Annotated in this window: 26 protein-coding genes and 2 pseudogenes; 14 read left to right on the top strand and 14 right to left on the bottom strand. The window is 68.7% G+C overall.

The genetic code is table 11. The annotated features are described in order from the left end of the window. Positions 1-30: 30 nt before the first annotated feature. On the bottom strand, positions 31-1,449 hold the full coding sequence (locus A4R44_RS43115; protein WP_067594922.1) for a pyridoxal-dependent decarboxylase: 1,419 nt from the start codon (positions 1,447-1,449) through the stop codon (positions 31-33). Between the two features lie 211 nt (positions 1,450-1,660). Continuing rightward, positions 1,661-2,101, bottom strand: coding sequence for a pyridoxamine 5'-phosphate oxidase family protein (locus A4R44_RS43110; protein ID WP_067594919.1), 441 nt, complete (start codon positions 2,099-2,101; stop codon positions 1,661-1,663). 90 nt (positions 2,102-2,191) lie between these two features. Here A4R44_RS43110 and A4R44_RS43105 point away from each other — a divergent pair, with 90 nt between their 5' ends. Further along, on the top strand, positions 2,192-2,761 hold the full coding sequence (locus A4R44_RS43105; protein ID WP_067594916.1) for a TetR-like C-terminal domain-containing protein: 570 nt from the start codon (positions 2,192-2,194) through the stop codon (positions 2,759-2,761). Here the strand turns inward: A4R44_RS43105 and A4R44_RS43100 are convergent. Continuing rightward, the gene (locus A4R44_RS43100; RefSeq protein WP_067594913.1) at positions 2,718-4,058 is read right to left on the bottom strand and encodes a nucleobase:cation symporter-2 family protein; all 1,341 of its coding nucleotides are present in this window, start codon (positions 4,056-4,058) and stop codon (positions 2,718-2,720) included. The two genes, A4R44_RS43105 and A4R44_RS43100, sit on opposite strands and share 44 nt — an antisense overlap. 74 nt (positions 4,059-4,132) lie before the next feature. Between A4R44_RS43100 and A4R44_RS43095 the strand changes: the two genes are divergently transcribed. Then, complete coding sequence (locus A4R44_RS43095; RefSeq protein ID WP_067594910.1) at positions 4,133-5,254, top strand: 5-methyltetrahydropteroyltriglutamate--homocysteine S-methyltransferase; 1,122 nt, start codon at positions 4,133-4,135, stop codon at positions 5,252-5,254. Then, a complete protein-coding gene (locus A4R44_RS43090) occupies positions 5,251-5,559 on the top strand; it encodes an NIPSNAP family protein (protein ID WP_067594907.1) in 309 nt (102 codons plus the stop codon). Before A4R44_RS43095 ends, A4R44_RS43090 begins: the two co-directional genes overlap by 4 nt. Here A4R44_RS43090 and A4R44_RS43085 read toward each other — a convergent pair. Continuing rightward, a pseudogene (locus A4R44_RS43085) lies at positions 5,560-6,232 on the bottom strand (MerR family transcriptional regulator). Between the two features lie 89 nt (positions 6,233-6,321). Between A4R44_RS43085 and A4R44_RS43080 the strand changes: the two are divergent. From A4R44_RS43080 to A4R44_RS43065, 4 genes are all read left to right on the top strand, one after another. Continuing rightward, positions 6,322-7,401 carry an erythromycin esterase family protein gene (locus tag A4R44_RS43080; protein WP_067594904.1) on the top strand — a complete coding sequence of 360 codons (1,080 nt, stop codon included), beginning with the start codon at positions 6,322-6,324 and terminating at the stop codon, positions 7,399-7,401. Between the two features lie 67 nt (positions 7,402-7,468). After that, the gene (locus A4R44_RS43075) at positions 7,469-8,692 is read left to right on the top strand and encodes an NAD(P)/FAD-dependent oxidoreductase (protein ID WP_067594902.1); all 1,224 of its coding nucleotides are present in this window, start codon (positions 7,469-7,471) and stop codon (positions 8,690-8,692) included. A 13-nt stretch (positions 8,693-8,705) separates the two neighbouring features. Further along, complete coding sequence (locus A4R44_RS43070; protein WP_067594899.1) at positions 8,706-9,878, top strand: 4-hydroxybenzoate 3-monooxygenase; 1,173 nt, start codon at positions 8,706-8,708, stop codon at positions 9,876-9,878. A gap of 61 nt (positions 9,879-9,939) precedes the next feature. Further along, entirely contained in the window at positions 9,940-10,662 is a 723-nt protein-coding gene (locus tag A4R44_RS43065) for a Clp protease N-terminal domain-containing protein (protein ID WP_067594896.1), read from the top strand. Positions 10,663-10,717: 55 nt separating this feature from the next. Here A4R44_RS43065 and gndA read toward each other — a convergent pair whose 3' ends face one another. Further along, a complete protein-coding gene (gndA, locus tag A4R44_RS43060) occupies positions 10,718-12,154 on the bottom strand; it encodes an NADP-dependent phosphogluconate dehydrogenase (protein WP_067594893.1) in 1,437 nt (478 codons plus the stop codon). Positions 12,155-12,240: 86 nt separating this feature from the next. Then, positions 12,241-13,158, bottom strand: a complete 918-nt coding sequence (locus tag A4R44_RS43055) for an MBL fold metallo-hydrolase (RefSeq protein WP_067594890.1) — start codon at positions 13,156-13,158, stop codon at positions 12,241-12,243. 283 nt (positions 13,159-13,441) lie between these two features. Between A4R44_RS43055 and A4R44_RS43050 the strand changes: the two are divergent. Next, positions 13,442-14,277, top strand: a pseudogene (locus A4R44_RS43050) (helix-turn-helix domain-containing protein). Here A4R44_RS43050 and A4R44_RS43045 read toward each other — a convergent pair. Further along, positions 14,237-15,391, bottom strand: a complete 1,155-nt coding sequence (locus A4R44_RS43045) for a glycosyltransferase (protein ID WP_067594888.1) — start codon at positions 15,389-15,391, stop codon at positions 14,237-14,239. The pseudogene A4R44_RS43050 and the gene A4R44_RS43045 sit on opposite strands and share 41 nt — an antisense overlap. Before the next feature lie 120 nt (positions 15,392-15,511). Here A4R44_RS43045 and A4R44_RS43040 point away from each other — a divergent pair, with 120 nt between their 5' ends. Continuing rightward, the gene (locus A4R44_RS43040) at positions 15,512-16,360 is read left to right on the top strand and encodes an SAM-dependent methyltransferase (protein WP_067594885.1); all 849 of its coding nucleotides are present in this window, start codon (positions 15,512-15,514) and stop codon (positions 16,358-16,360) included. Between the two features lie 342 nt (positions 16,361-16,702). Here A4R44_RS43040 and A4R44_RS43035 read toward each other — a convergent pair whose 3' ends face one another. Beyond that, a complete protein-coding gene (locus A4R44_RS43035) occupies positions 16,703-16,939 on the bottom strand; it encodes a hypothetical protein (protein ID WP_067594882.1) in 237 nt (78 codons plus the stop codon). 468 nt (positions 16,940-17,407) lie between these two features. On the opposite strand from A4R44_RS43035, the gene A4R44_RS43030 reads away from it, so the two are divergent. Together A4R44_RS43030 and A4R44_RS43025 are read left to right on the top strand one after the other, a co-directional pair. Further along, positions 17,408-17,668: a DUF397 domain-containing protein gene (locus tag A4R44_RS43030; RefSeq protein ID WP_067594879.1), complete on the top strand. Its 261-nt coding sequence runs from the start codon at positions 17,408-17,410 to the stop codon at positions 17,666-17,668. A gap of 169 nt (positions 17,669-17,837) precedes the next feature. After that, on the top strand, positions 17,838-19,277 hold the full coding sequence (locus tag A4R44_RS43025; RefSeq protein ID WP_067594876.1) for an amidase: 1,440 nt from the start codon (positions 17,838-17,840) through the stop codon (positions 19,275-19,277). Here the strand turns inward: A4R44_RS43025 and A4R44_RS43020 are convergent. Then, positions 19,236-20,093, bottom strand: a complete 858-nt coding sequence (locus A4R44_RS43020; protein WP_067594873.1) for an alpha/beta fold hydrolase — start codon at positions 20,091-20,093, stop codon at positions 19,236-19,238. The genes A4R44_RS43025 and A4R44_RS43020 overlap by 42 nt on opposite strands. A gap of 45 nt (positions 20,094-20,138) precedes the next feature. Here A4R44_RS43020 and A4R44_RS43015 point away from each other — a divergent pair, with 45 nt between their 5' ends. Then, a complete protein-coding gene (locus A4R44_RS43015; protein ID WP_161269481.1) occupies positions 20,139-20,684 on the top strand; it encodes an ABATE domain-containing protein in 546 nt (181 codons plus the stop codon). Here the strand turns inward: A4R44_RS43015 and A4R44_RS43010 are convergent. The 3 genes from A4R44_RS43010 to A4R44_RS43000 are packed head-to-tail and all read right to left on the bottom strand — an operon-like array spanning position 20,660 to position 23,359. Next, the gene (locus A4R44_RS43010; RefSeq protein ID WP_202506508.1) at positions 20,660-21,529 is read right to left on the bottom strand and encodes an oxygenase MpaB family protein; all 870 of its coding nucleotides are present in this window, start codon (positions 21,527-21,529) and stop codon (positions 20,660-20,662) included. The two genes, A4R44_RS43015 and A4R44_RS43010, sit on opposite strands and share 25 nt — an antisense overlap. Next, on the bottom strand, positions 21,513-22,091 hold the full coding sequence (locus A4R44_RS43005) for a TetR/AcrR family transcriptional regulator (RefSeq protein ID WP_067594867.1): 579 nt from the start codon (positions 22,089-22,091) through the stop codon (positions 21,513-21,515). Before A4R44_RS43005 ends, A4R44_RS43010 begins: the two co-directional genes overlap by 17 nt. Continuing rightward, complete coding sequence (locus A4R44_RS43000; RefSeq protein WP_232792051.1) at positions 22,058-23,359, bottom strand: amidase; 1,302 nt, start codon at positions 23,357-23,359, stop codon at positions 22,058-22,060. Before A4R44_RS43000 ends, A4R44_RS43005 begins: the two co-directional genes overlap by 34 nt. 162 nt (positions 23,360-23,521) lie before the next feature. Here A4R44_RS43000 and A4R44_RS42995 point away from each other — a divergent pair, with 162 nt between their 5' ends. Continuing rightward, positions 23,522-24,127 carry a DinB family protein gene (locus A4R44_RS42995; RefSeq protein WP_067594864.1) on the top strand — a complete coding sequence of 202 codons (606 nt, stop codon included), beginning with the start codon at positions 23,522-23,524 and terminating at the stop codon, positions 24,125-24,127. A gap of 48 nt (positions 24,128-24,175) precedes the next feature. After that, positions 24,176-25,204: a D-cysteine desulfhydrase family protein gene (locus tag A4R44_RS42990; protein ID WP_067594861.1), complete on the top strand. Its 1,029-nt coding sequence runs from the start codon at positions 24,176-24,178 to the stop codon at positions 25,202-25,204. Here A4R44_RS42990 and A4R44_RS42985 read toward each other — a convergent pair. Together A4R44_RS42985 and A4R44_RS42980 are read right to left on the bottom strand one after the other, a co-directional pair. After that, positions 25,182-25,865 (bottom strand): DUF998 domain-containing protein, encoded by a 684-nt coding sequence (locus A4R44_RS42985; protein WP_067594858.1) that lies wholly within the window; start codon positions 25,863-25,865, stop codon positions 25,182-25,184. The genes A4R44_RS42990 and A4R44_RS42985 overlap by 23 nt on opposite strands. A 59-nt stretch (positions 25,866-25,924) precedes the next feature. Then, a complete protein-coding gene (locus tag A4R44_RS42980; protein ID WP_067594855.1) occupies positions 25,925-26,689 on the bottom strand; it encodes a hypothetical protein in 765 nt (254 codons plus the stop codon). Positions 26,690-26,781: the final 92 nt, after the last annotated feature.

The raw sequence follows: 26,781 nt of genomic DNA, 5'->3' as shown, positions 1-26,781 counted from the left end.
GTGCATTGCCCGCGGTTTCGCGGGGCGGGCTCAGAGTGCGGCCAGTGCGGTTAGGCGGTTGGCCAGTAGGTCGATGTCCGCCTCGGTGGTGCGGTGGTTGGTGACGCAGGCGCGGACGCAGGGCTGTCCGTTGACCTTGGCTGGGCCCAGCATCGCGGTGCCTTCTTCGTGGAGTCTGGTGAGGAGTTCTGCGTGTGCTTCGGCGGTGCGGCCGGGCATTCGGACGCAGACTGCGGTGAGCGTGACTGGGTTCATCAACTCCAGGCCGGGGGCGGCGGCGATGTGTGCGCCTAGGCGGTTGGCCAGGGTCAGGCAGCGTTCGGTGACTGATCGGAAGGTGCCTACGCCGAAGGTGCGCAGGGCGGCCCAGACCTTCAACGCCTTGAAGCTGCGGGAAAGTTGCGGGCCGTGGTCCATGTAGTCGAGCAGGTGGGCGTCGTCGATTGCGGTGAGGTAGGACGACGAGGAGGAGAAGGCGAAGGCGGCGCGTAGTTTTGCCATGTCCTTGACCAGCAGGGCTCCTGCTTCCAGCGGGGCGAACAGCAGCTTGTGCGGGTCCAGGGTGACGGAGTCTGCTCGGGAAAGCGGGAGCAGTGCGTCGCGGGTTGAATCGGCCAGGACGAAAAGTGCGCCATACGCACCGTCTACGTGCAGCCAGAGGTTTTCTTTTTCGCAGAGGTCGGCGATGGGGCCGATTGGGTCTATCGAGCCGGTGGTTACTGTGCCCGCGGTGGCGACTACGCAGAACGGTTCTTTTCCGGCGGCGCGGTCTTCGGCGATCGCTCGGGTTAGCAAGTCGACGCGCAGTTGGAAATGGGCGTCGGTGGGGATTGCGCGGACGTTGGCCAAGCCGATTCCTAGCAGTGTCGCGGCTTTGACTACGCTGCGGTGCGCTTCGTCGGAGGTGTAAAGGACCAGCGGGGCACGGTTTTCTTGGAGACCGCGTTCGCGGAAGTCTGGCCGGCGGTTGGCGATGGCGGTGGTGATCGCGTCCTTCGTGGCTCCGGAACCGCCGCTGGTGAGGATGCCGCCGGAAGCAGGGCCCATGGCGAAGAGGCCAGTGAGCCAGTCCATGACGGAGCGTTCGATCACGTTGGCGGCTGGGGAGATCTGCCACAGGTTGCAGTTCTGGTTCAGTACCGCGGCGATCGCTTCCGCGTAGGCGCCGATGCCGTTCGGCGGGCCTTGTACGTAGGCGAGGAATCTTGGGTGCGCGATCGTGGTGGTGTAGGGCACGAGGCGGTCTACGACGTCGGCGAAGAATGCTTCGACGCCGAGACCTTCTTCCGGGAACGGTTCCGCTAACAGTTTAGCCAGCGTTTCCCGGTCCGCGTCTGGGGCGATGGGGCGACTGGTGAGTGAATTTTCGTAGCTGTCGGTGAACCGGGCCAAAAGTTCGGCCGCTCTGGTCCGTTCGGCGGAATTGAGAATGAGGGAAGTGCCGTCCATGCGCCCTCTTCTGTCCGAAGGTCTTTTCGGGCACAAGGTGCCATGGCCGGGACGGCGTGCGTAGCGGGCCAGGAAAGAGCTGCCCGAACGGCCGGGGAAACGAGGGCGGCCGGACATGATCAGCAGTGCGACCGAACGGCGGTACCGGGGAAAAGGTTGGGGGACAAGGGGCCCGGTCGGCTCCGCGGAACGGAGCCGACCGGGGCGCGGGTCAGGAGAGTTCGTCGGTCAGGTCGCTGAAGTCAGCGGTGTTCCAGCGTTCCGGGCGCATCGAGATCACGATGTTCTCGCTCTGCTGCGGAGTGGCTTTGACGTAGGCGATCGCCGTCTCCTCGGGCAGGTATCGGCGGGCCATCGCGAGCCGGTCTTCCTCGGTGACTGCGCGGATGCCGGTGACCGGGCCTTCAGCGGTCGCGTAGCGGATGGTTTTCGGATCCTGCACGCACAGCGCGAAGCGGCCGGCGGCTTCGATCAGTTTCGTTTTCCGGGCACCGGGCGAGGTGAGGACGGTGACCTCGCCGCCGGGTGTGTACTGGTGCCAGATCGGGGTGGTGAGCGGTGCGCGACCGGGCTCGGCGGTCACGCTCAGGACGCTGATGATCGGTTCGGCGAGCAGGGCCTCGCGCTCGGCCGGCGGGATCTTGCTGACCATCTCAGAGTGCTCCTTAAGGCCAATTGATTTGCCTTTAGTTTACGCACACTCCGGTCATTAAGGCCAGCCTCTTTGCTTTAGGATGGTGGGGTGACTCGGCCGGGCGGACGTAGCGCGCGGGTGCGCGAAGCGGTGCACCGTGCGGTGATCGAGCTGCTCGCGGAGGGCGAAACGACCGCGGGGATCCCGCAGATCGCCGAGCGGGCGAGGGTGAATCCGACCAGCATCTACCGTCGTTGGGGCAGTTGTGCGAGCGTGCTCCTCGACGCCGCGGTCGCGCGGTTGAGCCTTGCCTCGCCGGTGCCCGACACTGGGTCGCTGCGCGGCGATGTCGAGCAGTGGGCGACAGCGGTCGAGCGCGCGCTCGCTGATCCGGACGGTGCGGTGCTGGTCCGGGCGTTGATCACGTTCATCGGGACCAACGCCGACCCGATCGAGCATCTGCTGTCGCGCGGGGAGGACCTGGAGCGGATGCTGACCGCCGCCGCGGGCCGGGGCGAGCCCGCGCTGAAGCTGCAGGACCTGCTGGATTACGTGCTCGCTCCGATGTACCTGCGGGTGTTGCTGAGCAGGCCGATCGAGCCGGGCATCGGCGTGCGGCTCGCGGATCGGCTGCTTAGGGCAGCAGGTCTTCCTCCCGCTTCCGGCCAAGGTGGTTGAACAGCAGGTTCAGCACGAAGGCCAGCACCGCGGCGACGGTGATCGGGCTGCCGCAGATCGTCCGCAGCCAGGCGGGGAAGTGCTGGAAGAACACCGAGTTGCCGAACCGGTCGAGGCCGAACGCGGGAAGCAGTCCGACACCGAGCGCGACGGAGACCACGAAAGCGTTGTGGTTGCCGGAAAAGTCGACCTTCTTGAGCGTCTGCACGCCGACCGCCCCGACCATCGCGAACATCACCACCGCGACGCCGCCGACGACCGGCTCCGGGATCGCGGCGATGAACGCGCCGATCTTCGGCACCAGGCCCATCACGACGAGCATGCCGCCGGTCGTCGCGACCACCCAGCGGCTGCGCACGCCGGTCATCTGCACCAGCCCGACGTTCTGCGCGAAGGCGGTGTCCGGGAAGGAGTTCATGAAGCCGCCGAAGATCGCCGACAGGCCGTCGGTCGCCAGGCCGCGCGAGAGATCCGACGGCGTGACCGGGCGGCCGGTGATCTCGCCGACCGCGATCAGGTCGGCGGTCGTTTCGGTGAACGAGACCAGCATCACCACGCACATCGACACCACCGCGGCGACCGGGAACGTCGGCGCTCCGAAATGGAACGGCGAGGCCAGCCCGAACCAGCTCGCGTCGCCGACGCCGGAGAAGTGCGTGCGGCCGAGCGGAATCGCGATCAGGACACCGGCGATCAGCGCGACCAGCGGCCCGATCTGGCCGAGGAACCCGCGCAGCACCCGGGTGAACAACACCACCAGCGCGATCACGCCGAACGCCAGCCCGAGGTTCGCCGGATCGCCGTAGGACGGGTCGCCGGTGTCGTGCCCGCCGATCATCGCCGTGCCGGGCCCGAGCAGCGAGATGCCGATGACCAGCAGCAGCGTCCCGGACACCAGGGGCGGGAAGAACCGGATCAGCGCGGCGAACGGCCGGGCGATCAGCAGCCCGAAGACGCCGGAGGCGATCATCGCGCCGTACACCGCGGTGAGGCCGTACTGCGCGGCGATCAGGATCATCGGGTTGACCACGGTGAACGTCGCGCCCGCGACCACCGGCAGCCGGACGCCGAACACCCGCCCGATGCCGACCGACTGGACCAAAGTGGCCAGTCCGGCGACGAACAGGTCGGCGTTCACCAGCAGCGCGATCGACGCGGTGTCCAGATGCAGCGCGCTGCCGATGACCAGCGGCACGGCGATGCAGCCGGTGTACATGATCGCCATGTGCTGCAGTCCGAGCAGAAGCAGCCGTCCGGCGGGAAGGCCCCGGTCGACCGGGTGCGCGGCGTTGGTCATGAGCGGCTCCTTCGGTGTGGTCCCGCCGGATTATCGCTGCACATACCGCCGGTTTGTGTGTGACCATGCCAGACATGACTGCACGACCTCCGTTCCGTGCCGATCATGTAGGGAGCCTGCTGCGGCCGGCGGTGCTGCGCGAAGCGCGGCGCGACCACGCGGCGGGGGAGATCTCCGCCGAACAACTGCGAGCCGTCGAGGACGACGCGATCCGCGACGTCGTGAAGATGCAGAAGGCGGCCGGGCTCGAATCGGCGACCGACGGCGAGTTCCGCCGGTCCTCCTGGCACATGGACTTCATCTACGCGCTCGGCGGCGTCTCGCGCAGCGACGAGCGGCTGCACGTGAAATTCCACAATCTGGCCGGCGACCTGGAGTTCAGCCCGCCGGGCCTCCAGGTCGAGGGCAAGGTGCGTCTCGACAAGCCGATCTTCGCCGACCACTTCGAGTTCCTGAAGGCGCACGCCGACCCGGGGATAACGCCGAAGCTGACCATCCCGTCGCCGAGCATGGTCTATTACCGCGGCGGCCGGGCGGCGGTGAGCGAGACCGTGTACCCGGAGCTGGACGAGTTCTTCGCCGACCTCAGCGCGGCGTACGCGGAGCAGTTGCGGGCGATGAGTGCGCTGGGCTGCACGTATCTGCAGCTGGACGACACGAGCCTGGCGTATCTCAACGACCCGGAGCAACGCGAACTCGTCGCGCGCATGGGCAGCGAACCGGACACCATGCACCTGCGCAACATTTCGACGATCAACGCCGCGCTCGCCGGGAAACCGGCTGACCTGACCGTGACGACGCACCTGTGCCGCGGCAATTTCCGCTCGTCGTGGGTGGCGTCCGGGAGCTACGAGTTCGTCGCCGAGGCGCTGTTCGGCGAGCTGGCGGTGGACGGCTTCTTCCTGGAGTACGACGACGAACGCTCCGGCGGCTTCGAGCCGTTGCGGTTCGTGCCGAAGGGAAAACGGGTCGTGCTCGGGCTCGTGACCAGCAAACGGCCGGAGCTGGAAGACCCGGACGCGCTGGTGCGCCGGATCGAGGAAGCGTCGCGGTACGTGGACGTGGACCAGCTGTGCTTGTCACCGCAATGCGGGTTCTCCTCCACCGAAGAGGGGAACGACCTGACCGCCACTGAGCAGCTGCGGAAGCTGGAGCTGATCGTTTCGACGGCGGAGCGGGTCTGGGGCCGCTCGTGATCACCTGCGTTGTCGACTACGTGATCGACCCGGAGAAGATCGCGGACTTCGAACGATTCGCCGCCGAGTGGATGCGGCTGGTGCGCCGCGAGGGCGGGGTGCACCACGGGTATTTCCTCCCCGCGGAAGGGGCCAGCGACGAGGCAAGGGCGTTGTTCAGCTTCGAAAGCCTGGCCGCGTACGAGCGGTACCGGACGTTGTTCGGAGTGGACCCGGAGTTCGTGGCGGCGGACCGGATCCGGGACGAGAGCGGCTGCGTGATCCGGTACCGGCGGACGTTCCTGCGGCCGTTGCTGCCGGAGTGATCAGCCGAGGTAGCGCGACAGCTGGGCGGCCCCGACCAGCATCGCGTGCGCCCGGGCGGTGAGCCGGGAACGCCAGGTGCGCAAGGCTTCTTCCAGCGGGGCGACCCCGCCGGCGTGCCGGACCTGCTGGAGCACCGCGGCGATCCGGGCGAGCGGGTAGCCGCCGCGGCGCAGTTGATGCGCGAGGCGGGCGTCGCGGACCACGGCCGGTGGGTAGCGGCGGTTTCCGGCTCGATCCCGCTCCGGTTGGAGGATCCCGGCGGCCTCCCATTTGCGCAGCGTGGCGGGGTGCACGGACAGTTGGTGCGCGAGCGCGCCGATCGACGGAACGGTCTGGCGCACGTCCGGTTCCCCGGGTCAGGTTCCGCAGCGCGTGTTCGACCTCGGTGAGGGTGCCGCGGTCGTGCAGCAGCTCGGCGTGGCCTTCGTCGATCAGCTGGAACGCGGTGTCTTCTGAACGCTCGTTGACCGCGCGAAGGATCGCTGCCGCGCGGGCGTGGCCGAAGCCGGGGCGCAGGGCGAGGAAGGCGCGCAACGCTTGTGCGTGGTGTTCGGCGTACGTCCGGTAGCCCTGCGGTCCGCGCTCGGCGGGCGGGAGGATTCCGTCCTCCTCGTAGTTGCGGACGGCCTGGGTCGACAAGCCGTGCTCGCGGGCGAGGTCCTTCGGACGCATGTCACCTCCGGTTTGAGGGTTTCCACGCTATTCAACCAGGTGATTCGCGGATAAGTGCCAACCGAGAGTTCAACGATACGGTCAAAGCAATGAAGACCCTCGACGACTTCCTCGTGCACCGTTCGCCGACCCTGCTCGGGCTGGGGGAGCCCACGCACTGGACCGAAGCGTTCCCGTTGTTCCGCAACGAAATCTTCCAGCACCTCGTCCTCGAACACGGCTACCGCTCGATCGCGCTGGAGAGCGACTGCTTGGCCGGACGGCTGGTCGACCGCTACGTGACCACCGGCGAAGGCGACCTCGACAACGTGCTGGCCACCGGGTTCAGCCACGGCTTCGGAGCGTTCCCGTCGAACCGTGTGCTGGTCGAGTGGCTGCGCGACCACAATGCTGGCCGCAAGCCCGAGGACCAGGTGCACTTCCATGGCTTCGACGCCCCGCTGGAGATGGCGAGCGCACCCAGCCCGCGCGCGGTGCTCACCGAACTGCACGGCTTCCTGGCCAGGCATCTTGACGACGTGCCGCACGATGTCGCGACCATCGAGGGGCTGGCTGGCGACGACGCGGCTTGGGCGGACGAAGCGGCGATGTGGGATGGGGCGAAGTCCAAAGGGGACAGTCCGGACGCGCGTGAGCTGCGGTTGGTCGCCGACGATCTCGCGAGCCAGTTCGAACGGGCTCGGCCCGCGTTGCCCGATGGCGGCGATCTGCTCGCCCGGACCGCGGTCGGGCTTTGCCGTTACCACTCGCTGATGGCCGACACCTCGCCGGAACGGATGGGCCGCCTCGGCGCGCAGCGCGACGCGATGATGGCGGACAACCTGCTCGCGTTGCCGGGCACCTTCGTCTCCGCGCACAACCAGCACCTCCAGCGGCGCGCGGCCTCGATGGTGGGTGCGCAGTGGTGGAGCGCGGGCGCGCAGGTCGCGCACCGGCTCGGTGCCCGGTATGTGTTCATTGCCACCGATTTCGGCTCGTCCGATGGGGTAGAAGCTCCCGCGCCGGGGACGCTGCAGGCGTATCTCGCCGCGACGGTCCAGGACCGTGAGCTGGTCGAGACCGCCGGAATCGACCCCGATCTGCCCGCGCGGACCGGCGACGGACGCGGGTATCTGCCGTTCGACGCGGTCGGGGCGGCGGACGCGATCGCGTTCCTGCACCGGGTGTGACCGCTGCTCCTCGACGATCTTGGCCCAGGTGTGCTCAGATGGAGCCCGGGATGTCGGGAGGAGCGAGATGAGCACCGAGACCGTTCTCGTCGTGGGCAGCGGGCAAAGCGGCTTCCAGGCCGCGGCGTCCTTGCGGGACAAGGGGTTCGCCGGCCGCGTGATTCTGATCGGGGACGAGCCGGGGGTGCCGTATCAGCGACCGCCGTTGTCGAAGGCGTACCTGGCGGGCAGCGCGGGCGTCGAGCAGCTAGTGCTGCGGCCGGAGGACTACTTCGCGGAGAAGGACATCGAGCTGGTCCCCGGCCGGGTCGCCGCGATCGACCGGGACGCGGCGAGAGTCCGGCTTGAGGACGGTACGGAGCTGGGGTACGACCATTTGGTGCTGGCCACCGGCGCGCGCAACCGTGCGCTGCCGGTGCCCGGTGCCGGCCTCGAAGGCGTTCTGATGCTGCGCACCCGCGAGGACGCCGACCGGCTGCGGGCTTCGCTCGGCGCGGCGGGCGACGTCGTGGTGATCGGCGGCGGCTTCATCGGGCTGGAGTTCGCCTCGCACGCCGGCCGTCCGGTCACCGTGGTGGAGGCGCAGGACCGGCTGCTGGCGCGGGTCGCGTCGCCGGAGATCTCGGAGTTTTTCGCCGAGCATCACCGCGCGGCTGGGCACACGCTGTTGCTGGGCGTCGGAGTTACCGCGCTGCACGGGTCCGGTCACGTGGAGTCGGTTGAGCTGTCCGACGGGCGACGGCTGCCCGCGGACCTCGTGGTCGTCGCGGTCGGCGTGCTGCCGGAGACGGCGCTGGCCGAGGCGGCTGGGCTTGAGGTGCGCAACGGCGTGGTCGTGGACGAACACCTGCGCACCGAGGACCCGAAGATCTTCGCGATCGGCGACTGCGCGTGCTTCCCCTGCGTCCAGGCCGGTGCCGCGACCCGGTTGGAATCCGTGCAGAACGCCGTCGACCAGGCCCGTTCGGTAGCCGCGGCGATCGCCGGGGAACCGGCGCGCTATGACAGCCTGCCTTGGTTCTGGACCGACCAGACCGGCGCGAAACTGCAGATCGCGGGCATCCTCGACGCCGCGGACCGGACCGTGGTGACCGGCGACCGGTCCGCCGGGAAGTTCTCGGTGCTGTCCTTCCGCGACGACGTGCTGATCGCCGTCGAGTCGGTCAACCGCGCGCCGGACCACATCGCCGCGCGCCGGCTTTTCGCCGTGGAACCGCATCCGGCGTACGCGGATCTGGAAGCCAGCTCGTTCGATCTGAAAGCACACCTGAAGTCGCGCACCGCGGCTTGATACGGAGGTCCCGTTGCGCACGCAGGTCGCCGTGATCGGTGCCGGCCCGGCCGGGTTGCTGCTGTCGTACTTGCTGCACCAGGCGGGTGTCGAGGCGGTGGTGCTCGAAGCCCGCGACCGTGAGTACGTGCGGCAACGCGTGCGTGCCGGGGTCTGCGAACAACCGACGGTCGACCTGCTGACCGAGATCGGCCTCGGCGGTCGGTTGGCCGCGGAAGGCTTGCCGCACGAGGGTTTTTCGCTTCGGTTCGACGGTGCCGATCACCGCATCGCGCTCACCGAGCTGACCGGCAAGGCGATCACGGTGTACGGGCAGCAGGAGATCGTGAAAGACCTCGTGGACGCGCACGAGGCCGCGGCTCTTCCGTTGCACTTCGAGGTTTCGGAAGTGTCTCTGTCCTTATTGGACACTTCGCGGCCCGTTGTGCGTTACCGGGATTCCGCTGGCTACTGGCAAAGTCTGGAATGCGACGCCGTGGCAGGCTGCGACGGTTTCCACGGTGTCTCGCGCCCGTCCATTCCAGGCGGTGTGCTGACGACTTTCGAACGGGAGTACCCCTTCGCCTGGCTGGGGGTGCTGGCGCAGACACCGCCGTCGCACGAGGAGCTGATCTACACCCATCATCCGCGGGGATTTGCCTTGCACAGCATGCGTTCCCCGGATGTCACGCGGTTGTACCTTCAGGTTGCTCCGACGGAGAATCTGACGGCCTGGTCGGATGACCGGATCTGGACGGAACTGTCGGCGCGCTTGGCGGTCGAGGGGGAGTTCACTCTGCAAGAGGGGCCGATCCTGGACAAGGGCATCACGCCGATGCGGAGCTTCGTGACCGAGCCGATGCGCCATGGCCGGTTGTTCCTGGCCGGCGACGCGGCGCACATCGTGCCGCCGACCGGGGCCAAGGGAATGAACCTGGCGGTCGCGGACGTGGTGGTGCTGTCGCGGGCCTTGGCCGCTTTGCTGCAGGGGGATTCGTCGCTGGCGGAGTCCTATTCGGACACTTGCCTGCGGAGAGTGTGGCGGGCGGAGCACTTCTCGTGGTTCATGACGACGATGCTGCACGTGGATCCGGGGGCGGACGCTTTCGCCCGGCGGTTGCAGCTGTCACAGCTGCGGTACACGGCTTCGTCGAGGGCGGCGGCGACGAGTTTGGCGGAGAACTACGTGGGGTTGCCGTTCACCTGAGGGTCTCAACCTGGTCAACCCAAGGTTGACGCACGGCAATCGTCAACCTACAGTTGACGACATGACCGACTCAGTGAAACTCGACGACCTCATCGGCGCCATCAAGGCCAACAACGAAAAAGACGCCCTCGCCCAGCTCACCGACGCCGTCTACGTCGGACAGCACCTCGGGGACGTCGCTGACCACCTGATCGGCCACTTCGTCGACCAGGCTCGCCGGAACGGGGCTTCCTGGACCGACATCGGGGCCAGTATGGGCGTGTCCAAACAAGCCGCGCAGAAGAGATTCGTGCCGAAGAGCGACGATTCCCCCGGCGGGATCCAGCGGACGTTCGGCCGCTATACCGACCGGGCGCGGCACGTCGTCGTCGCTGCTCAGCAGGCGGCTATCGAGAGCGAAAGCCCCGGGATCGACACCGTTCACCTGCTGCTCGGCCTGCTTTCCGAACCGGACGCGCTGGCTGCGGGCGCGATCGTCGCCCAGGGCGTGACGTTGGCGGCGGTGAAGGAAGCCGCGGAGGCGAGGCTGCCGGCGCCGGTCGACAACGCGCCGGATCCGGTGCCGTTCGCTCCGGCGGGCAAGAAGGCGCTGGAGCTGACCCTCCGGGAAAGCCTGCGGCTCGGGCACAACTACATCGGTACCGAGCACATTCTGCTCGGCATCCTCGAACAGGGCGAGGGCGCGGGGTACGAAGTCCTTGCCGCGCTGGGGGTCGACAAGGAACAGGCCGAAACGAAAATCAAGGAATATCTCGCGGAAATCCTCGGCACCTTGCGCAACTGACCGAAAGAAGGGCTCTCCCAACACGTTGGGGAGAGCCCTTCTCGCAGCGCCAAGATCAGGCTTCGACCTCAGACTGGTCCCCGGCCCACAGCGTGTGGAACGAGCCGGGGCGGTCGACCCGCCGGTAGGTGTGCGCGCCGAAGAAGTCGCGCTGCCCCTGCACCAGCGCGGCTGGCAGCCGGTCCGCGCGCAGGCCGTCGTAGTACGCCAGCGCGGTCGAGAAGCCGGGCGTCGGGATGCCGAGGCGGACCGCCGTCGAGATGACCGAACGCCACGAGTCCTGCGCGTCCTCGACTGCCTTCCGGAAGCCGCCGGAGGTGAGCAGCGTCGGGAGGCCCGGCTCCGCGGCGTAGGCGGATGTGATGTCGTTCAGGAACTTCGCCCGGATGATGCAGCCGCCGCGCCAGATCGCGGCGACGCGACCCAGGTCGATGTCCCAGCCGTACTCCGCGGCACCGGCCTGGATCTGGTTGAACCCCTGTGCGTACGCGACCACCTTCGACGCGTACAGCGCCTGCTCGACGTCGTCCGCGAAGGTCTCCAGCGCCGACCCGGTCAGCGGCGTGCGCGTCGGGCCGCCCAGACCGCGTGCGGCCGAACGCAAGCCGGTGGACCCGGACAGCGACCGCGCGAACACGGCTTCCGCGATGCCGCTGATCGGCACGCCGAGGTCGAGCCCGATCTGCACGGTCCAGCGGCCGGTGCCCTTCTGCTCCGCCGCGTCCTCGACCACGTCGACGAACGGCTTGCCGGACGCGCCGTCGACGTGCTTGAGCACCTGGGCGGTGATCTCGATCAAGTACGAGTCGAGCCGCCCGGTGTTCCAGGTGCCGAACACGTCGGCGATCTCCGCCGGGGAGTAGCCCGCCGCGCCGCGCAGCAGGTCGAACGACTCGGCGATCAGCTGCATGTCGGCGTACTCGATGCCGTTGTGCACCATTTTGACGAAATGCCCGGCCCCGTCCGCGCCGACGTGCGTGCAGCACGGTTCGCCGTCGACCTTCGCCGAGATGTCCTCGAACAGCGGGCCGAGCGACTCGTAGGACTCCTTCGACCCGCCGGGCATGATGCTCGGCCCGTGCAGCGCGCCTTCCTCGCCGCCGGACACGCCGGTGCCGACGAAGTGCAGGCCGCGTTCGCGCAGTGCCTGCTCGCGGCGGCGGGTGTCGGCGAAGTGCGCGTTGCCCGCGTCCACGATCACGTCGCCCGGCTCCAGCAGCGGCGCGAACTCCTCGATGACGGCGTCGGTCGGGCCGCCCGCCTTCACCATGATCACGATCTGCCGCGGCCGCTCCAGCGCGTCGACGAACTCCTGCGCGGAGTACGCCGGGATGAAGTCGCCTTCGTCCCCGAACTGCTCGACGAGCGAGCGGGTGCGCTCCTCGGAGCGGTTGTGCAGGGCGACCGTGTGCCCGTGCCGGGCCAGGTTCCGCGCCAGGTTGCGGCCCATGACCGCGAGGCCGGTAACCCCGATGCTCGCCTTCTTGCTCATCCGAAACCTTTCCGAAAGCCTCTGCCGGATTCCGAGCTTAGTCAACCCTCGCGAGTGGCAGTCCCGGTTGGAACCGTGATGAACACTTACGAGAAGCAGCGGATCGGGCCTCCGTTCCAGGCCAGCATGTCCCGCATCGGCGCACCCAGATCGAGTGGCGCACCCCACCCTTCGCCGTCGAGTTCGGCGTACGCCCGGTGCAGGTTCCCGGCCAGCCGCTCCTGCTCGGTCAGCTCGGCGAACCGGCCGAGGTCGGTCGCCTTCGCCTGGTCCAGCGGCGAGCGTCCGGCCGCCTTGCCGGTTTCCGCCGCGCGCTGGACGAACTCCAGGTAGTCATCGACCGCGTCCACCGTTTCGAGGCCGCACACCGGGCCGTGGCCGGGCAGGATGACCGCCGGGTCGAGTTCGCGGATCACGTTCAGCGCGGCCCGCCAACCGGCCACCGAGCCCATCAGCGCGAACGGGCTGCCGCCGTTGAACACCAGATCGCCCGCGTACAGCAGGCGCTGTCCGGGCAGCCAGACCAGGACGTCGTTGGTGGTGTGCGCGGCGTGCCCGGGGTGGATGAGGTCCATCCGGGTCCGCCCGGCGTAGATCGTGACCGTGTCGTCGAAGACCAGGTCGGGCACGCGCAGTTCGAGCTTGCCCCACTCGCTGTCGGTGAAGACGCCCTCGTACCGCTGGATTCCGTCGGCCAGCAGCGTCTCGCGGGTCTTGCGGTGGCCGACGACGGTCGCGCCGCCGACCAGATAGTTGCCGTTGGTGTGGTCGCCGTGGTGATGGGTGTTGACGAGCGTCGTGACCGGGCCGGCGGTGTCGCCGACGGCCGAAAGCAGGGCGCGCGTACGTCGTTCGGTCGCGCATGTGTCGATAAGCACAGCGTGCCCGTCGGCGTCGACGAAGCCGCAATTGTTGATGAACCAGGAACCGTCGGGCTGGACGTAGCCGAACGCGCCGTCTGCCAGCTGTTTGACGCTCGCCGCGCCGGGGGATCGATCGATCACGCCGACACTATGCCGCCAGGGCCGCCGATGTTGGGGACCTGCGGCTCAGCTGTGCCCGGAAGTCTCCGCTTGGTCCGAATGGAGTAGCCGAGATGTCCGGGGCGCCCGGAATCCACTGCTCCGGCAGGGTGACATGCCGGGTGACTGGCGTTCTCGCGCATTTCCTGAAACGCTGCCGGGTGTCATCATCGAACTCCGTTGGGTCGCAGTGGCCTGGGTGGTTCGTAGTTCGCGGTCCGGCGGAGAGCCCGTCGGCAGGAGTGGTCCAGGAGAGCAAGGGGAGATGGCGAGCACCGTCACCTCGCGCCGCAAGCAGCTCGGCAATGAGCTCAGGCATGCTCGAAACGCCGCGAAGATGACGCAGCAGCAAGTCGCCGAGGTACTCGGCTGCACCCAGGGCAAGGTCAACAAGATCGAGTCCNCGGAGATGTGCGGACCATGCTGAACGCGTTCGGGATCAACGGCGAAGAAGCCGACACTCTGATGAACCTGGCCCGGGCCGCGGCCGGGCAGCGCGGCCATTGGTCGGGCTACCGGTCGGTGGTGCCGCACTGGTTCCGCACCTTCACCGACCTTGAGCCGGCCGCCGCGGAGATCCTTACCTGGCACGGCGAGCGCGTGCCGGGGCCGTTGCAGTCCGAGCACTACATGCTCAAGCAGTTCACCGAGGCGGGAGCCACCGACGTCACCTCGCTGGTGCGCAACCGGCTCGACCGCAAGGCGGTGTTCGACCAGCAGCAGCCGCCGTACTACCGGTTCATCATCAGCGAGGGCGCACTGCGCCGCGCACCCGGCGGGTTCGCGCCCGCGGTGATGCTGGACCAGGTGGAGCACCTGCTCGCGCTCGACCGGCACCCGCGCGTGTACGTGCATGTGCTGCCGTTCGGCGCGAAACTCGCCGCGGTGCCCAACGACTTCACGATCATGCGGTTCCCGGACCGCACCCGCGACTTCGTCTACATCGAACACTCCGCGGGCGGGCTGTACCTCGACGACGTGAAGGACTTCAACATCTTCGTGGACTCGTGGGACCGGCTGCGCGGCGCCGCCTTGGAGCGGGGCGAGACGCGCCAGTTCCTCAAGGAACTGGCGGAAAGCTACCGTTCGCAGATGATGTGACCAGTGCTTCGAGCACGGGCACGGTTTCTTCGGCGGCGGGCAGGGCGTTGATCTCGGCCTGCATGCGCCGCGCGGCCTCGCGATAGCGGGGATCGGCGAGCACGTGCGCGGCGGCTTGCCGGATTTCGTCCGCTGTGGACGTTTCCGGGTCGAGCGCGTAGCCGACGTTCAGCGCGGCGCAGCGCCGGGCGTTGCCGGGCTGGTCGGCTCCCATCGGGAAAAGCAGCGACGGCAGACCGTGCGAGAGCGCCCCGATCACGCTGCCGGACCCGGCGTGCGACACCATCAAGTCGGTGCGCGGCAACAGTTCGGCCTGCGGCACGAACCGTTCCACGCGGACGTGCGCCGGCTGCGGTCCGAACTCGGCGGGGTCGATCTGGGTGCCGACAGTGGCGGTCACGTCGGCGTCCAGCTGGCCCAGCCCGGCGAGGGTGCGCTCGATGAGGTCGCCGGACTCCAGGTTGAAGTTGGTGCCAAGGGTGAAGTACACGCCCGGCTTCTCGGCAGGTGTCCGGGGCGCGATCGGATTTCCCTGGCGGAACGAGAAAGTGCCGGGCGGCAGCGGCGAGCTGGGGTCGCGAAAGGACGGCGGGAGCGGCGAAAGCACCTGGCCGCGGGTCAGTATTTCGAGCTGCGGATCGTCCGGCAGACCGTACGCGGCGCGGGCCTCGGCGAGCGGTTCGGCGAGGAGTTCCTTGCGCAGCAACGTTCCCGCGGCGAGCACCAGGACGGTGGCGCACGGCAGGCCCAGCACCTCGGCGGCGATCGCGGCGGAGAAGTCCACTTCGTCCCGGACGATCAGGTCCGGCCGCCATTCCCGGGCCAGCTCCAGCAGCACCGGCACGTGTTCGCGCGTCGCGCGGCGGGCGAACAGCTCCCGGATTTCCCAGTCGTCGCGCGCCGGATCGACCGGCGGCATCGGCTGCCGCGTCGCCTCGACTTCGCGTGGCTCGTTGACCGCGAAGGTCGTGAACCCGGCTTTGGCGAGCGCGGGCACGTGCGAACCACCGCCCGCGACGGCTACGGTGTGGCCGCGTGCGGCAAGCGCTCGCGCGACCGGTGCCATCGGATCGAAGTGGCCGCGACCGCCGACGAAGGAGAAAAGTACGCGCATCCACCGCAACCTAGTGGCCCGAACGTCCCAGCGTCGTGGCATTTTCGGGCGGTACCAGGGGGCGGCGGTGCGCGGCCGCGGCGAGTGGGCACACTGGTACCCGCACGGAAGGGGAAGCTGATGACTCAGGCACCGGATCCGGAAGCCCCGGAGGGCGTCGACCTCGATCGGCCGAACGCGGCGCGGATTTACGACTGGTTCCTCGGCGGCACCGCGAACTGGGCGATCGACCGCGAGTTCGGCGAACGGGCGGCCCAGACCTTTCCGATGATCAAGACCATTGCCAAGGCGGGCCGCGAGTTCCTCGGCCGCGGCGTGCGGTACATGGCCGAACAGGGCGTCGACCAGTTCCTGGACATCGGCTCCGGCGTGCCCACGGTCGGCAACGTGCACGAGATCGCCACGTCGGTGAACCCGAACGCGCGTTGTGTCTATGTCGACAACGAGCCGGTGGCCGTCGCGCATTCGCAGATCCTGCTGGAACGCGACGGCGTCGCCGACCGGCACGCGGTGCTGCAGGGCGACCTGCGCAACCCGGCCGACGTCTGGCCGCGCGCGCTCGATACCGGCGTACTCGACCCGAAGCGCCCGATCGGGCTGATCATGGTCGGAGTGCTGTACTTCATCGGCCGCGACGAGCCTGCGCTGGAGATCGTGCGGAAGTACCTGTCGCTGCTGCCATCCGGCTCGTACTTCCTGTCCTCGCACCTGACCGACGACGGCGTGCCGACGAACGACGGCGAACGCCGCGACGCGATCCACAAGCAGTACCAGCAGTCGAGCACGCCGTTCCACTTCCGTTCGCGGGCGGAGTTCGCGGAGTTCTTCTCCGGGCTGGAACTCGTGGAGCCGGGCATCTCGTGGGTGTCGGACTGGCACCCGGAGGCGGGTGAATCGAGCGCTGGGGACCGGATGTCGGACGACCCTTCGTTCAGCGGCGGGATTTGCGCTCTGGGCCGCAAGCCCTGACGCTGGTTCGCGCGGTTAGCGGCCCGAGGGGTTTCCAGTAGCGAGGTGCTCGTCAGGCTTCGCGGAGCACGCCGGTCGAGGAGAGGCGCCGGGTGGCTCTTTCTCCCTCAGCGTTGCGCTCCGGGCCGTCGGCGGGACGAAACCCCAGCGGGCGCAGTGGCGAGGTTGTCCCTGCCCGGCCACGTACGTCAGCGGGAGCAGTTGAGGCACCAATGCGGGCCGCAGCCGGCCGGGGTGGTCTAGACCGGTAGTGGTCTAAACCTCTGAACAACCCCGGACGCGGACACGAAAACGCTCCCCGGGCAAGGGATTCCGGGGAGCGTGGACGATGCGGGTTTCGGCTCAGCCGAGCCCGTGGAGCAGCGGTACTCGTGTCTCGCGACGGCGGCGGGCGGAGTGGCCGGTGTCCGCTTGGCGCGGAGCCGGTACTTCGATCTCGGTGTCCACAATCATCGGGCTGCGCAGCGGGGCCTGGATCAGGCTGAACCCGAACCGGTTGCGCAATTCGTGATTGATCCCACGCCGGCCGCGAGTGTGTTCGTCCTCACGGCGGAAAAGCGTGGTGAGCCGGACGGCCATGGGATCACACCCCCAGTTCGGATAACGGGAACCGGCGCGGGTCGGCGCCGGCCGGATCGGGGTGGTTCGCGCTCGGCGGGTCAACGCCGGGCACCAGGGAAACCGCTCCGTTGCGGTGTCTCCGCAGGGTCGTCGCAGCACCTGGACCAGCGCCGACTCCGGCGAGGCGGGCGGACGGGCTCGCCGGTCCGAATAGGTCGGTTCGCATCCGCACTCCTCCCGTTGTCTCGCGGCTGTTCCGCCGCCCGGGCCGGTGCTGCCGGTGTTGGGCTGAATGTCGCAAGCCATTCACCCACCACTGACGCCCCGATCGCTGCGATTAATCCTACTCCTGGAATAATCTTCATGTCGAGATCGGGTCGAGTTGATCACCCGCTTGGCCCTGCGGTTTGCTCCGTAGTGACGCAAAGAAGCCGGGGACGTGCAGCGGAACGCACGCCCTGCACAAGGCTCGGAGGTGGACGACCCATGGCGGATTATCCGTCGCCCCAGGATTACGACCCGGACACGGCAGAGTCGCTGTTCGCGGCCGCAGCCTGGGCGAAGTCGTTCGCGAGCGAGCCCAACGGCGGGAACTGTGTCGAGGTCAACCTCTCCCGTCCCGGCCTGATCGGCGTGCGCGACACGAAACTCGCCGCGAGCCCGGTGCTGGTGTTCGACCGTGGCGAGTGGGACGCCTTCCTCGTCGCGGTCAAGGCTGGCCAGTTCGACCCGCCGCCGAGTGAGTAGTCCACCACGACGAGGTCTCGACTGAGAGCGATTCGCAAACAGTCACTCGATCGGGTGGAGTTTGGATGGGCTCTCGTCACCGTGGGTGCCGGGTGGTGCGGGTCCAATGTCGGTTTGGCGAGGGTCGCCGGCCGAGTAGGTTGAGCGCCCCGATCTCGCGGAGCGCGCCATGACCCCACTCCACTACCTCCCCGCCGTCGAAGCACTGAGCCTCTTCCGGACCCGGCAGCTCTCGCCGGTGGAGTTGATGCGCGCGGTCGTGGAGCGGGCGGAGCGGGTCGAGCCGGACGTCAACGCGTTCGCCGAGCAGATGTTCGAGCAGGCGCTGCGAGCGGCGGCCGCCGCGGAGCGGGAGTATGCGCCCGGCGGTCGGCCGAGACCGCTCGAAGGACTGCCGGTCGCGGCGAAGGAGGAACAGCCCCTGGCCGGGCACCCCGTCACCGAAGGCACCCTCCTGCGCGCGCCCCATGCGGCGCGGGAGACCGCGATCGGGCTCAGCCGGATCCAGGCCGCCGGCGGGATTCTGCACGCTCGCACGACGACGTCCGAGTTCTGCTGCATGCCGCTGTCCCACACGCGGCGCTGGGGAGCCACGCGTAATCCGTGGAACCTCCAGACCGCGGCGGGCGGCTCGTCCGGCGGTTCGGGCGCGGCGCTGGCGGCCGGAACCGCCTTTCTCGCCACCGGATCGGACATCGGCGGTTCGCTCCGCGCGCCCGCGTCCTTCACCGGTGTCGTGGGGTTCAAGCCGCCGCACGGGCGCAACCCGGTCCTCCCGCCCGCCGGATTGGATACTTACTACCACCACGGCCCGATGGCCCGGACCGTCGCCGATTGCGCTCTGCTGCAGAACGTCATGGCGGGCGAAGACCCGCGCGACCCGCACTCGCGGCTTCCCGCGGCTCGTATCGAGCTGGGCGACGTGCGCGGACTCCGCGTCGCGTGCTGTCCAGTGCCTGGCGATTTTCCGGTGGCCTCGGAGGTCGCCGCCAACACCCGCGCCGTCGCGCACGCGCTGGCGGCTGCCGGTGCGGTGGTGACCGAGATCGAGATCGACTGGACGCTCGCCATGGTCAAACAGGCCCTGTGGGCGCACTTCGGAACCGGTTTGGCCGCCGAGGTCTTGGAACTGGACCGGCAGAACCCGGGCGTCATCACCCCGTACTGCCAGGCTTTCGCGCGCAAAGGCGTCGAGAACATTGTGGACACGGAAACCGGCCGCGCCGTCGAAGCGGCGATTCGCGAACGCCTCGACGCGGTGTTCGAGCGCTTTGCCGCACTAGTCGTGCCGACCCTCGGTGCCACCGCTTTCGCCGCTGGAGAGGATTACCTTTCTGCGCAGGTCATGGTCGATGGTGTTGCGCTGGAACACTTCTCGGACGCCTCGCTCACCCCGGCGTTCAACGTCGGCAGTGCGCATCCGGTGCTCGCCGTGCCGTCCGGTTGGGCGAGCACCGGCGTGCCGACGGGGGTCCAGGTGGTCGCGGGCAAGTACGACGACGGCACGGTGTTCCGAGTCGGTGCGGCGATCGAACAGACGGTGGGTGCCGGGTTCGCGCGGATTCCCTTAGCTGGCCAGGAATTCCCGCAGATGCGCCACGACCGGTGAGGGTTGTTCCTCGGGGAGGAAGTGCCCGCAGTCTTCGAGGCCGATGCCGGTCGCGTTGTCCGCGTAGTCGCGCCAGATGTCGAGCGTGGGCAGGCTGCCGAGCAGTCCGGCCTTGCCCCACATCGCCAGTACTGGCTGGGTGAGGCGCTTCCCGGCGGCGTAGTCAGTGTCGTCCAGTTCGGCGTCGTCCGGGAAGGAGGCGCGGTAGTCGTCGAAACCGGCACGGAGCGCGCCGGGTGCTTCAAACGCGCGCACATATTCGGCGACGTCCTCGGCGGGCAGCCCCTGGCGTTGGAAGGTCCAGCGCTCGAAGAAGTACCTGAGGTAGGCGGCGACGTTCTGCCCGGCCAGCAGTTCCGGCAGGTCTGGCTGAAGGTGGAAAAGCCAGTGCCAGTAAGCCTTCCCGAGGTCCCGGTCGAGGCGACGCCACATTTCCCGCGTCGGCGCGATGTCCAGCACGGCCAGCCGTTCGACCTGGTCCGGACGGTCGAGTGCCCATCGATGCGCAACTCGTCCGCCGCGATCGTGCCCGGCGACGGCGACCCGGTCGAACCCGAGCTGCTCGGCCAGCTTCGCGACGTCGGCGGCCATCGTCCGCTTGTCGTAGCCGGTGCGGGGTTTGTCGGTGCGCCCGTATCCGCGCAGGTCTGGAGCGATCACGGTGTACGTCTCGGCCAGCGGCCCGGCGACGCGATGCCAGCAGTGCGACGTCTGCGGCCAGCCGTGCAGGAGGACCAGCGGCGGGCCGTCGCCACCGCGAAGGTAGTGCATACGCAGGTCGCCTACTTGGGCCATGGCTGCTTCTAACCGGCTCATGGGGTTAGACAGTAGCGCGGGTTCTCACCGGTTTCAATGGTTAGAATGAGCGGCATGGATTGGGTGTTCGACGCTGGACGGCCGTGTCTGCACCTGGTGAACACGCTGCGCTCCCGGCACCTCGCCGAGGGCATCGAGCTGCTGACCGGCCCGGACGCGCTGACGGAATGGCTTGAGCTGGCCGGATTCGGCCGCCTGTCGACGACCGCCGCCCAGCTGGCTGCGGCAAAGGACTTACGCGAGGCGGTGAACCGGCTGCTGACCGCCAAACCGCTGGTCGCCGATGTCCGGCTGGTCAACGACGCGCTCGCGGCCGCGCCGAAACCGGACCGGCTGGTGGTGAAGGGCGGTGTGCTGCGGCGGGAAGTACCCGCTCCGGCAGACCCGGTGGCGACGACGCTCGCCGTGCTGGCCGCCGACGCCGTCGACCTCGCTACCGGCGGGGCAGACATTCGCATCTGCTCGGCGGACGACTGTGGCTTGCGGTTCGTCGACGCGTCGCCTCGCCGGACGCGGCAGTGGTGCTCGATGTCCCGCTGCGGGAACCGGGCGAAGGCCAGGGCGCATTACGAGCGGACGAAGAACCGGTAGGCCCACGGGTGCGCGCGCAACCACACGTTCAGCTTGCCGATCGCTCTCATGAGGACAGTCCGCAGCGGCGGCGGAACCAAGGTGGCGAGCATTCTGGTCGCTCGGCACAGGCGGGAGAACCTGCGTGCGTCCTGTTCGGTCCATTGCAGACCGAGGCGGGCGCGCAGTTCGGACGGGATTGTCGCGCGGATCAGGAACATCTGCGCGCTTGAGTATCCTTTTTGGAGTCTCGACCACCGTCGGTCGGACATGCGGGAGAACGGTTTCCGCACCGTGTCGATGGTCTCGAACAGCGTGCTGATCGTCTCGTTCGGACCGAACCCGGCGATCGTCTCCCGGTAGTAGCGTTCGAACTCCGGCCAGGTCGGCGGCAGATCCCGCTCGCGCACGCCGAGGATCCGGCCGATGCCGCACATCTGCGCGTAGTACTCGTCAAGCTCCGAAGCGGACATTGGGCGACCGAAAAATCGTTGTGCGTCAACGGGAGCCATCACCAATGTCGCGTGCACCCACGCGTACGCGCCAGGATCGAGCGCGCTGTATCGACGACCATCGGCGGTGCCGGTGAACGAGCGGTGCAGTTTCCGCAACCGGTCGGCCTCGGCTTGCGCGCCCTTTGTTCCGCCGTAAACGTAGATCGACAGCGAAGCGACGGTGCGTGTCAACCGGGTCCACGGGTCCTCGCGGTAGTCCGAGTGATCCCGCACCCCGGCCGCGACGATCGGATGCGCGACCTGCAGCACGAGCACCTGCCCCGCGAGCAGCGCGTCGCGGAAGTCGCCGAAATAGCGCCAAGCCGCGGTACCGCGAACGACCGGCGGGGCCACGTCAGCCTCGCGCACCATGCAACAGCATCATCAACGGCTCGGCAGCCGGAACGTCCGTGCCAGTCGCGAGGCGGCGCAACTGCAGCCCGGCGATCAGCGCGACCACCGGACCGGCGACCCGTTCCGGATCCGGCAGACCGAGGGCGGTGAGGATCGTGATGGCCAATTCGTCATACGCGGCAAAGCATTTCGCGGACGCCTCGTGCAGCCCGGGGTCGCGCGCGGCTTGCAGGTACAGCTCGTGCGGCGCGAGTTCGTCCGTGCCGAAGGGCAGCTGCTTGATCACGTGCTCGACGACGGTCGCCGCTTGTTCGAGGCTCAATCCCTGTTCGCGGTAGGCCTCGACAATTCCTGCTAGCTTCGCCGTTTCCTCCTCGGCGAATAGCAGCATCGCCTCGCGCAGCAGTTCGGTCTGGCTCGGGAAGTGATAGGTCAGCGTGCCGAGCGAAACCCCGGCCGCGGCGACGATGCGCCGGTTGGTGAGCCCGCCGACGCCCTGCTCGCCGACCACTTTCAGGGTGGCGCGAAGGATCGCGTCGCGCGTGGTCACCACCCCGGCTCGGGACGTCGGTCCGGCCATCGCAGCTCCTCTTCCAGTTGCGCGGCAACGGAAATCAGCCGCTCCTCGGAATGCGACGGGCCGAGCAGCTGGGCACCGAGCGGCAACCCGTCCGCGGTCAGTCCGGCAGGCACGTTCACCCCGGGCCAGCCCAGCACGTTCCACGGCCAAGCGTACGGGCACGCGGCGATCATCGACTGATCGGTCTGCCAGCCGGAAAGCCCGTCGAAGGACCCGATCGCGGGCGGTGGGGTCGCAGTGGTCGGGGTGAGCAGGACGTCGATGTCGCCGAACATCCCGCCGATCCGGCGGCGCAGCACCGGTTCGAGCGCACGGGCGGCTTTCAGGGCAGGCCCGGCGAGCAGACCGCCTTGCTGGGCGTTGCTGCGAGTGCGCGGGTCGAGCGCGGACGGCTCCGGCACACGGCGGGCCCAATCCCGCACGCCGGTGAGCGAGCGCGGCAGGAAGGTGAGGCCGATTAGGCCGTATCCGGGTTCGACCGGAACGATCTCGTGCCCCAGCCCGGCCAGCGTCTCGGCGGTTTTCCGCACCGCCGCCTCGACCACTGGGTCGAGCCTGGTTTTGGTGGCGGTGAAGGGAATCCGGGTGGAGAGGCCGATCCGCAGCCGTCCCGGTTCGCGTCGCGCGGCGGTGTGGAACGCGGTGCCGGTGCCTGCGGTGACGTCGAGCAGGGTGGCTGCGTCCGCGACGGTCCGGGCGAGCGGGCCGAGCACGGTGAGGCCGTGGAACAGTTCGCTGTCGGTCGGGATCCGTCCGCGCTGGGTCTTGATGCCGACCAGTCCGGTCCACGCCGCCGGGATGCGCACCGAACCCGCGCCGTCCGACCCGAGCGCGGCGGCCACGATCCCGGCCGCCACCGCCGCGGCGGATCCGCCGGACGACCCGCCCGGCGTGTGCGCGGGCTGCCACGGGTTGCGCGTCGCGCCGAAGGCGGTTCCCTCAGTGAACGGCCATTGGCCCAGCTCCGGCGTGTTGGTCTTGCCGATGATGACCGCGCCTGCCTGCTTGAGCTTCGCGACCGCGGGCGCGTCCGCCGTCGCCGCGGGGAACTCGCCCGGGCAGCCGAACGCGGTGGGCAGGCCGATGAGGTCCACGTCGTCCTTGATCGCGACCGGCACCCCGAGCAACGGCGCGCGGTCACCACCGGCGCGGCGCTGATCAGCCTCGGCGGCCTCGGCGAGCGCGGCTTCGTCGCGCAGCACGCGAAACGCGTTGAGCACGGGCTGGCTGGCGTGCGCTCGCTTGAGCGCGAGCCCGGTCAGCTCCACGGCGGTAACCTCGCCGGATTCGAGCGCGGCGGCCTGGGCGGCAANGCGGCAAGGGTCGTGAACTCGGTCGTCGCGGAAGGCATCTGCGGCTCTCCGTTCTCTCGTTCGCTCGAACGAACGTATCACGGCGACGGCCGGGAAAGCACCCCGCGAGGTTCGGGCATGCTCGCAGGCGTGATCGATGACTTCGCGAAGGAGTACCTGCACAGCGACCTGAAGGAGGTCCGGCAGGCGATGCTCCGGAAGCTCGACGGATTGTCCGAGTACGCGATTCGCCGCCCGCTGACGTCGACCGGAACCAACCTGCTCGGCCTGGTCAAGCACCTGGCGGTAGCCGAGGCCCGGTACTTCGGCGAGGTTTTCGGTCGTCCGTTTCCCGAGCCGGTCCCGCGGTGGGACGACCTCGCACAGCGCGGTCGCGACCTGTGGGCGACCGAGCACGAAACCCGCGAGGAAATCACCAGCCGCTACCAGCGCGTCTGCGAGCATTCCGACGCGACGATCGCGGCTCTCGCCATCGATTCGCGCGGCCACGTGCCGTGGTGGCCACGGCCGGACGTGCTGTTGTTCAACGTCCTTGTCCACCTGCTGACCGAGACCAGCCGGCACGCCGGGCACGCCGACATCCTGCGCGAGCAGCTGGACGGCACGGTCGAAATGGACATGGAAGCTATGGCCAAACGCGGCCGGGACGCGGCCTTCTGGCAGGCGCGGCGGGCCGAAATCGAGCGGGCGGCTAAAGCCGCGGACCCGGCCACGGCTCGATAGCGCCACCTAAACTGCACGTCACCAGCCCGGCCAGCGCACGGAGGATCGATGACGTTCGACTTCGCCCGGTTCCCCTCCTTCGACGGCTTTCCGCGCGCCGGTCTTCACCACGGGCCGACGCCGCTGGTCCCGGCACTGCGGCTCGGCGAAGCGCTCGGCGTCCCCCGGCTGCTGCTCAAGCGCGACGACGTCCATCCGCTCGGCGTCGGCGGCAACAAGCTGCGCAAACTCGACTTCCACCTCGGTGCGGCGCTCGCCGACGGCACCGACACCGTGATCACCTTCGGCGCGCTGCAGACCAACCATGGCCGCCAGACCGCCGCAGCGTGCGCCAGGCTTGGCTTGCGCTGCGAACTGGTGCTGATCACTGAGGTGCCGCGCTCCGGCGACGCGTACGAGCGGTCCGGCAATGTCCCGCTTGACCTGCTCTTCGGCGCCCAGGTGCACATCTGCGCGTCCGACGCGGAAGCGGCCGCGACGTACGAACGGCTGCTCGTCGAAGCCGCGGACGAGGGCCGGAACGTGAGGACGGTCCCAGTTGGTGGGTCCGACCCACTCGGCGTTCTTGGCTATGTGGATGCCGCTCGCGAGCTAGCCGTCCAACTGGTGGAGCAGGGCGTGGACCACGCCCGGATCGTCAGCCCGCACGCCAGCGGGGCCACGGCGGCCGGACTGGCGCTCGGTACCGAGTTGCTCGGTTCGCTGGACCTGGACATCGCCTGCGTCAGCCATCCGCTCAACGAGGCTGTGGACAACCTGTCCCAGCTCACCGCCGGGGCCGCGGAGTTGCTTGGGTTCGACCCACCGAAGCTGGCGCACGTGTGGCTGAACGACACGACAATCGGCGAGGGCTACGGAATTCCGGCGTCGGGGACCTGGGAAGCGATCCGGTTGTTCGGCCGCACGGAGGGCGTGGCGCTCGACCCGGTCTACACCGGAAAAGCCGCCGCCGCCCTCGTGGAATGGGCGGCGGCGGGACGGTACTCGCCCGAGGAGGCCGTCGTGTTCGTGCACACCGGCGGTCTTCCCGGATTGTTCGGCTACGCGCCCGAATTCATGGCCGAGGCGCGGAAGTAACGAGCACCGCGGCGCGAGCGGTTTCGGTCCGCGCCGCGATCCGGAGCAGGACCAGCAGCAGGGCGACGTTCGCGATCAGCGTGAGCCGCTGCGTCGCGCCCACCGGCAGCACTTCGGTGAGCACGTGGAAGGGCTGCACCCCGGCTTCGTCGAGCCGGACGAACAGGAAACTCAGCGCGAACAGCCCGACCGCGGCGAGCCCGAACTTCAGCCACCGCACCACGAACACGCGCTCCGCCGTGCCGCGCAACGGTTCCAGCATCGTGATCGCCGCGCCGGGCAGGCTCGCGAACGCGACCAGGCACGAGTACAGGTGGATGTCCCCGCTGAGCGGCCTCGGGCTTTGCGGGTAACTGGCCGGAAAAACCGCGGCGACCGCCAGCCCGAGCGCCCACAGCATGAGCAAAGCCTTGGTGCTGAACGTCATCGGCACGCCGCCGGCGATCAGCGCGCCGAGCACCGCGAGTGATCCAACGGCCACCGACAGCACGCTCGCCCCGAGCATGCCCTCCCCGCGGTCGGTGATCGTGTAGCTCGAAAGCGTGTCGTAGATCGGATCGTGCGAGCTGATGATGTGCAGCACTGTGATCGTGAACAGCCCCCAGGCGATCGCAGCGAGCGCGGTCAGGCGCCATCCCCGGACGCCTCGTGAGTTCCCCATGCAGCCAGATTGGCGGCTCCGCGGCGTTTCGTGATCAGGGAAAACCCCTGATTCCGCCCCTACCCCGCGAAGTCGGCGAGGACGAGCACCTGGTCGTCGTGCCGTTTGGCGCGCGGCCAGCGGACGGCGTGCGGGTCGTCGTTTTCCGCGGCGCGTACCGCGTCCAGTACTGCTTCGGGGCCCTTGTTTTTGGCTAGCTGCAGGACTTCTGGCCAGGCGAAGAGGCCGTATTCGTCGACTCCGATCGCGACACCGTCGGTGGCGATGAGGACGGCGTCGACGTCCGTGCGGGACCAGCTGCGGCGGACTGCTTTGTGGGCCGCGGACGGGTCGGCTTCGGCTACCCAGAAGCCGTCTTCGGCGTTGCGTTTCTGGCGGACGTCGGCACCGGTTTGCAGGAGGCCGTTGTTGCGGAGAGAGAGCAGGCGGTCGTCGGAGACTACGTCGGCGCCGAACTGTCCAAACGCGACAATTGGGCTGTCGGCCAGGACCAGGGCTTCGATTTCGGAGTCGTTCCAGCGGAGGATGGAGACTGTGCTGGAGGGAGAGTTTCCCGGGGTTAAGCCGTTGTCTTTGGCTACTGCGGTGATTGCGGTTGCCAGGGCCTTGCCGAGGTCTTCTTGGGGGTTGGTGCGTAGTTCCTGGGCTAGCTGGTCACGGAGGAGGTGGGCGTACCAGCCGCCTGGGGGGAGGTCTGGGCTCGGCGAGGTGGCTCCGTCCAGGACCAGGACGGCTTGGTCCAGGAGGGCGATGTGGTCTTCGGTGGGGCGGGGGCGGCCGTCGGAACCGACTCCGGCTCGCTCGGCGGTCGAAATCTCGGGCACTGGTCGACTGTAGCTCGCGGGTGGGGGTGGGGTGGGGGGCTCGTCGCCTGGGGGCGACATTGGCCTGGTTGCTGGTGTGGGGCACCCCGAAG

The sequence above is a fragment of the Amycolatopsis sp. M39 genome, from assembly GCF_001651785.1.
Classification (GTDB): domain Bacteria; phylum Actinomycetota; class Actinomycetes; order Mycobacteriales; family Pseudonocardiaceae; genus Amycolatopsis; species Amycolatopsis rubida.
The sequence above is the reverse complement of the archived record's forward strand: the minus strand, read 5'-3'. Positions and strand labels throughout refer to the sequence as shown.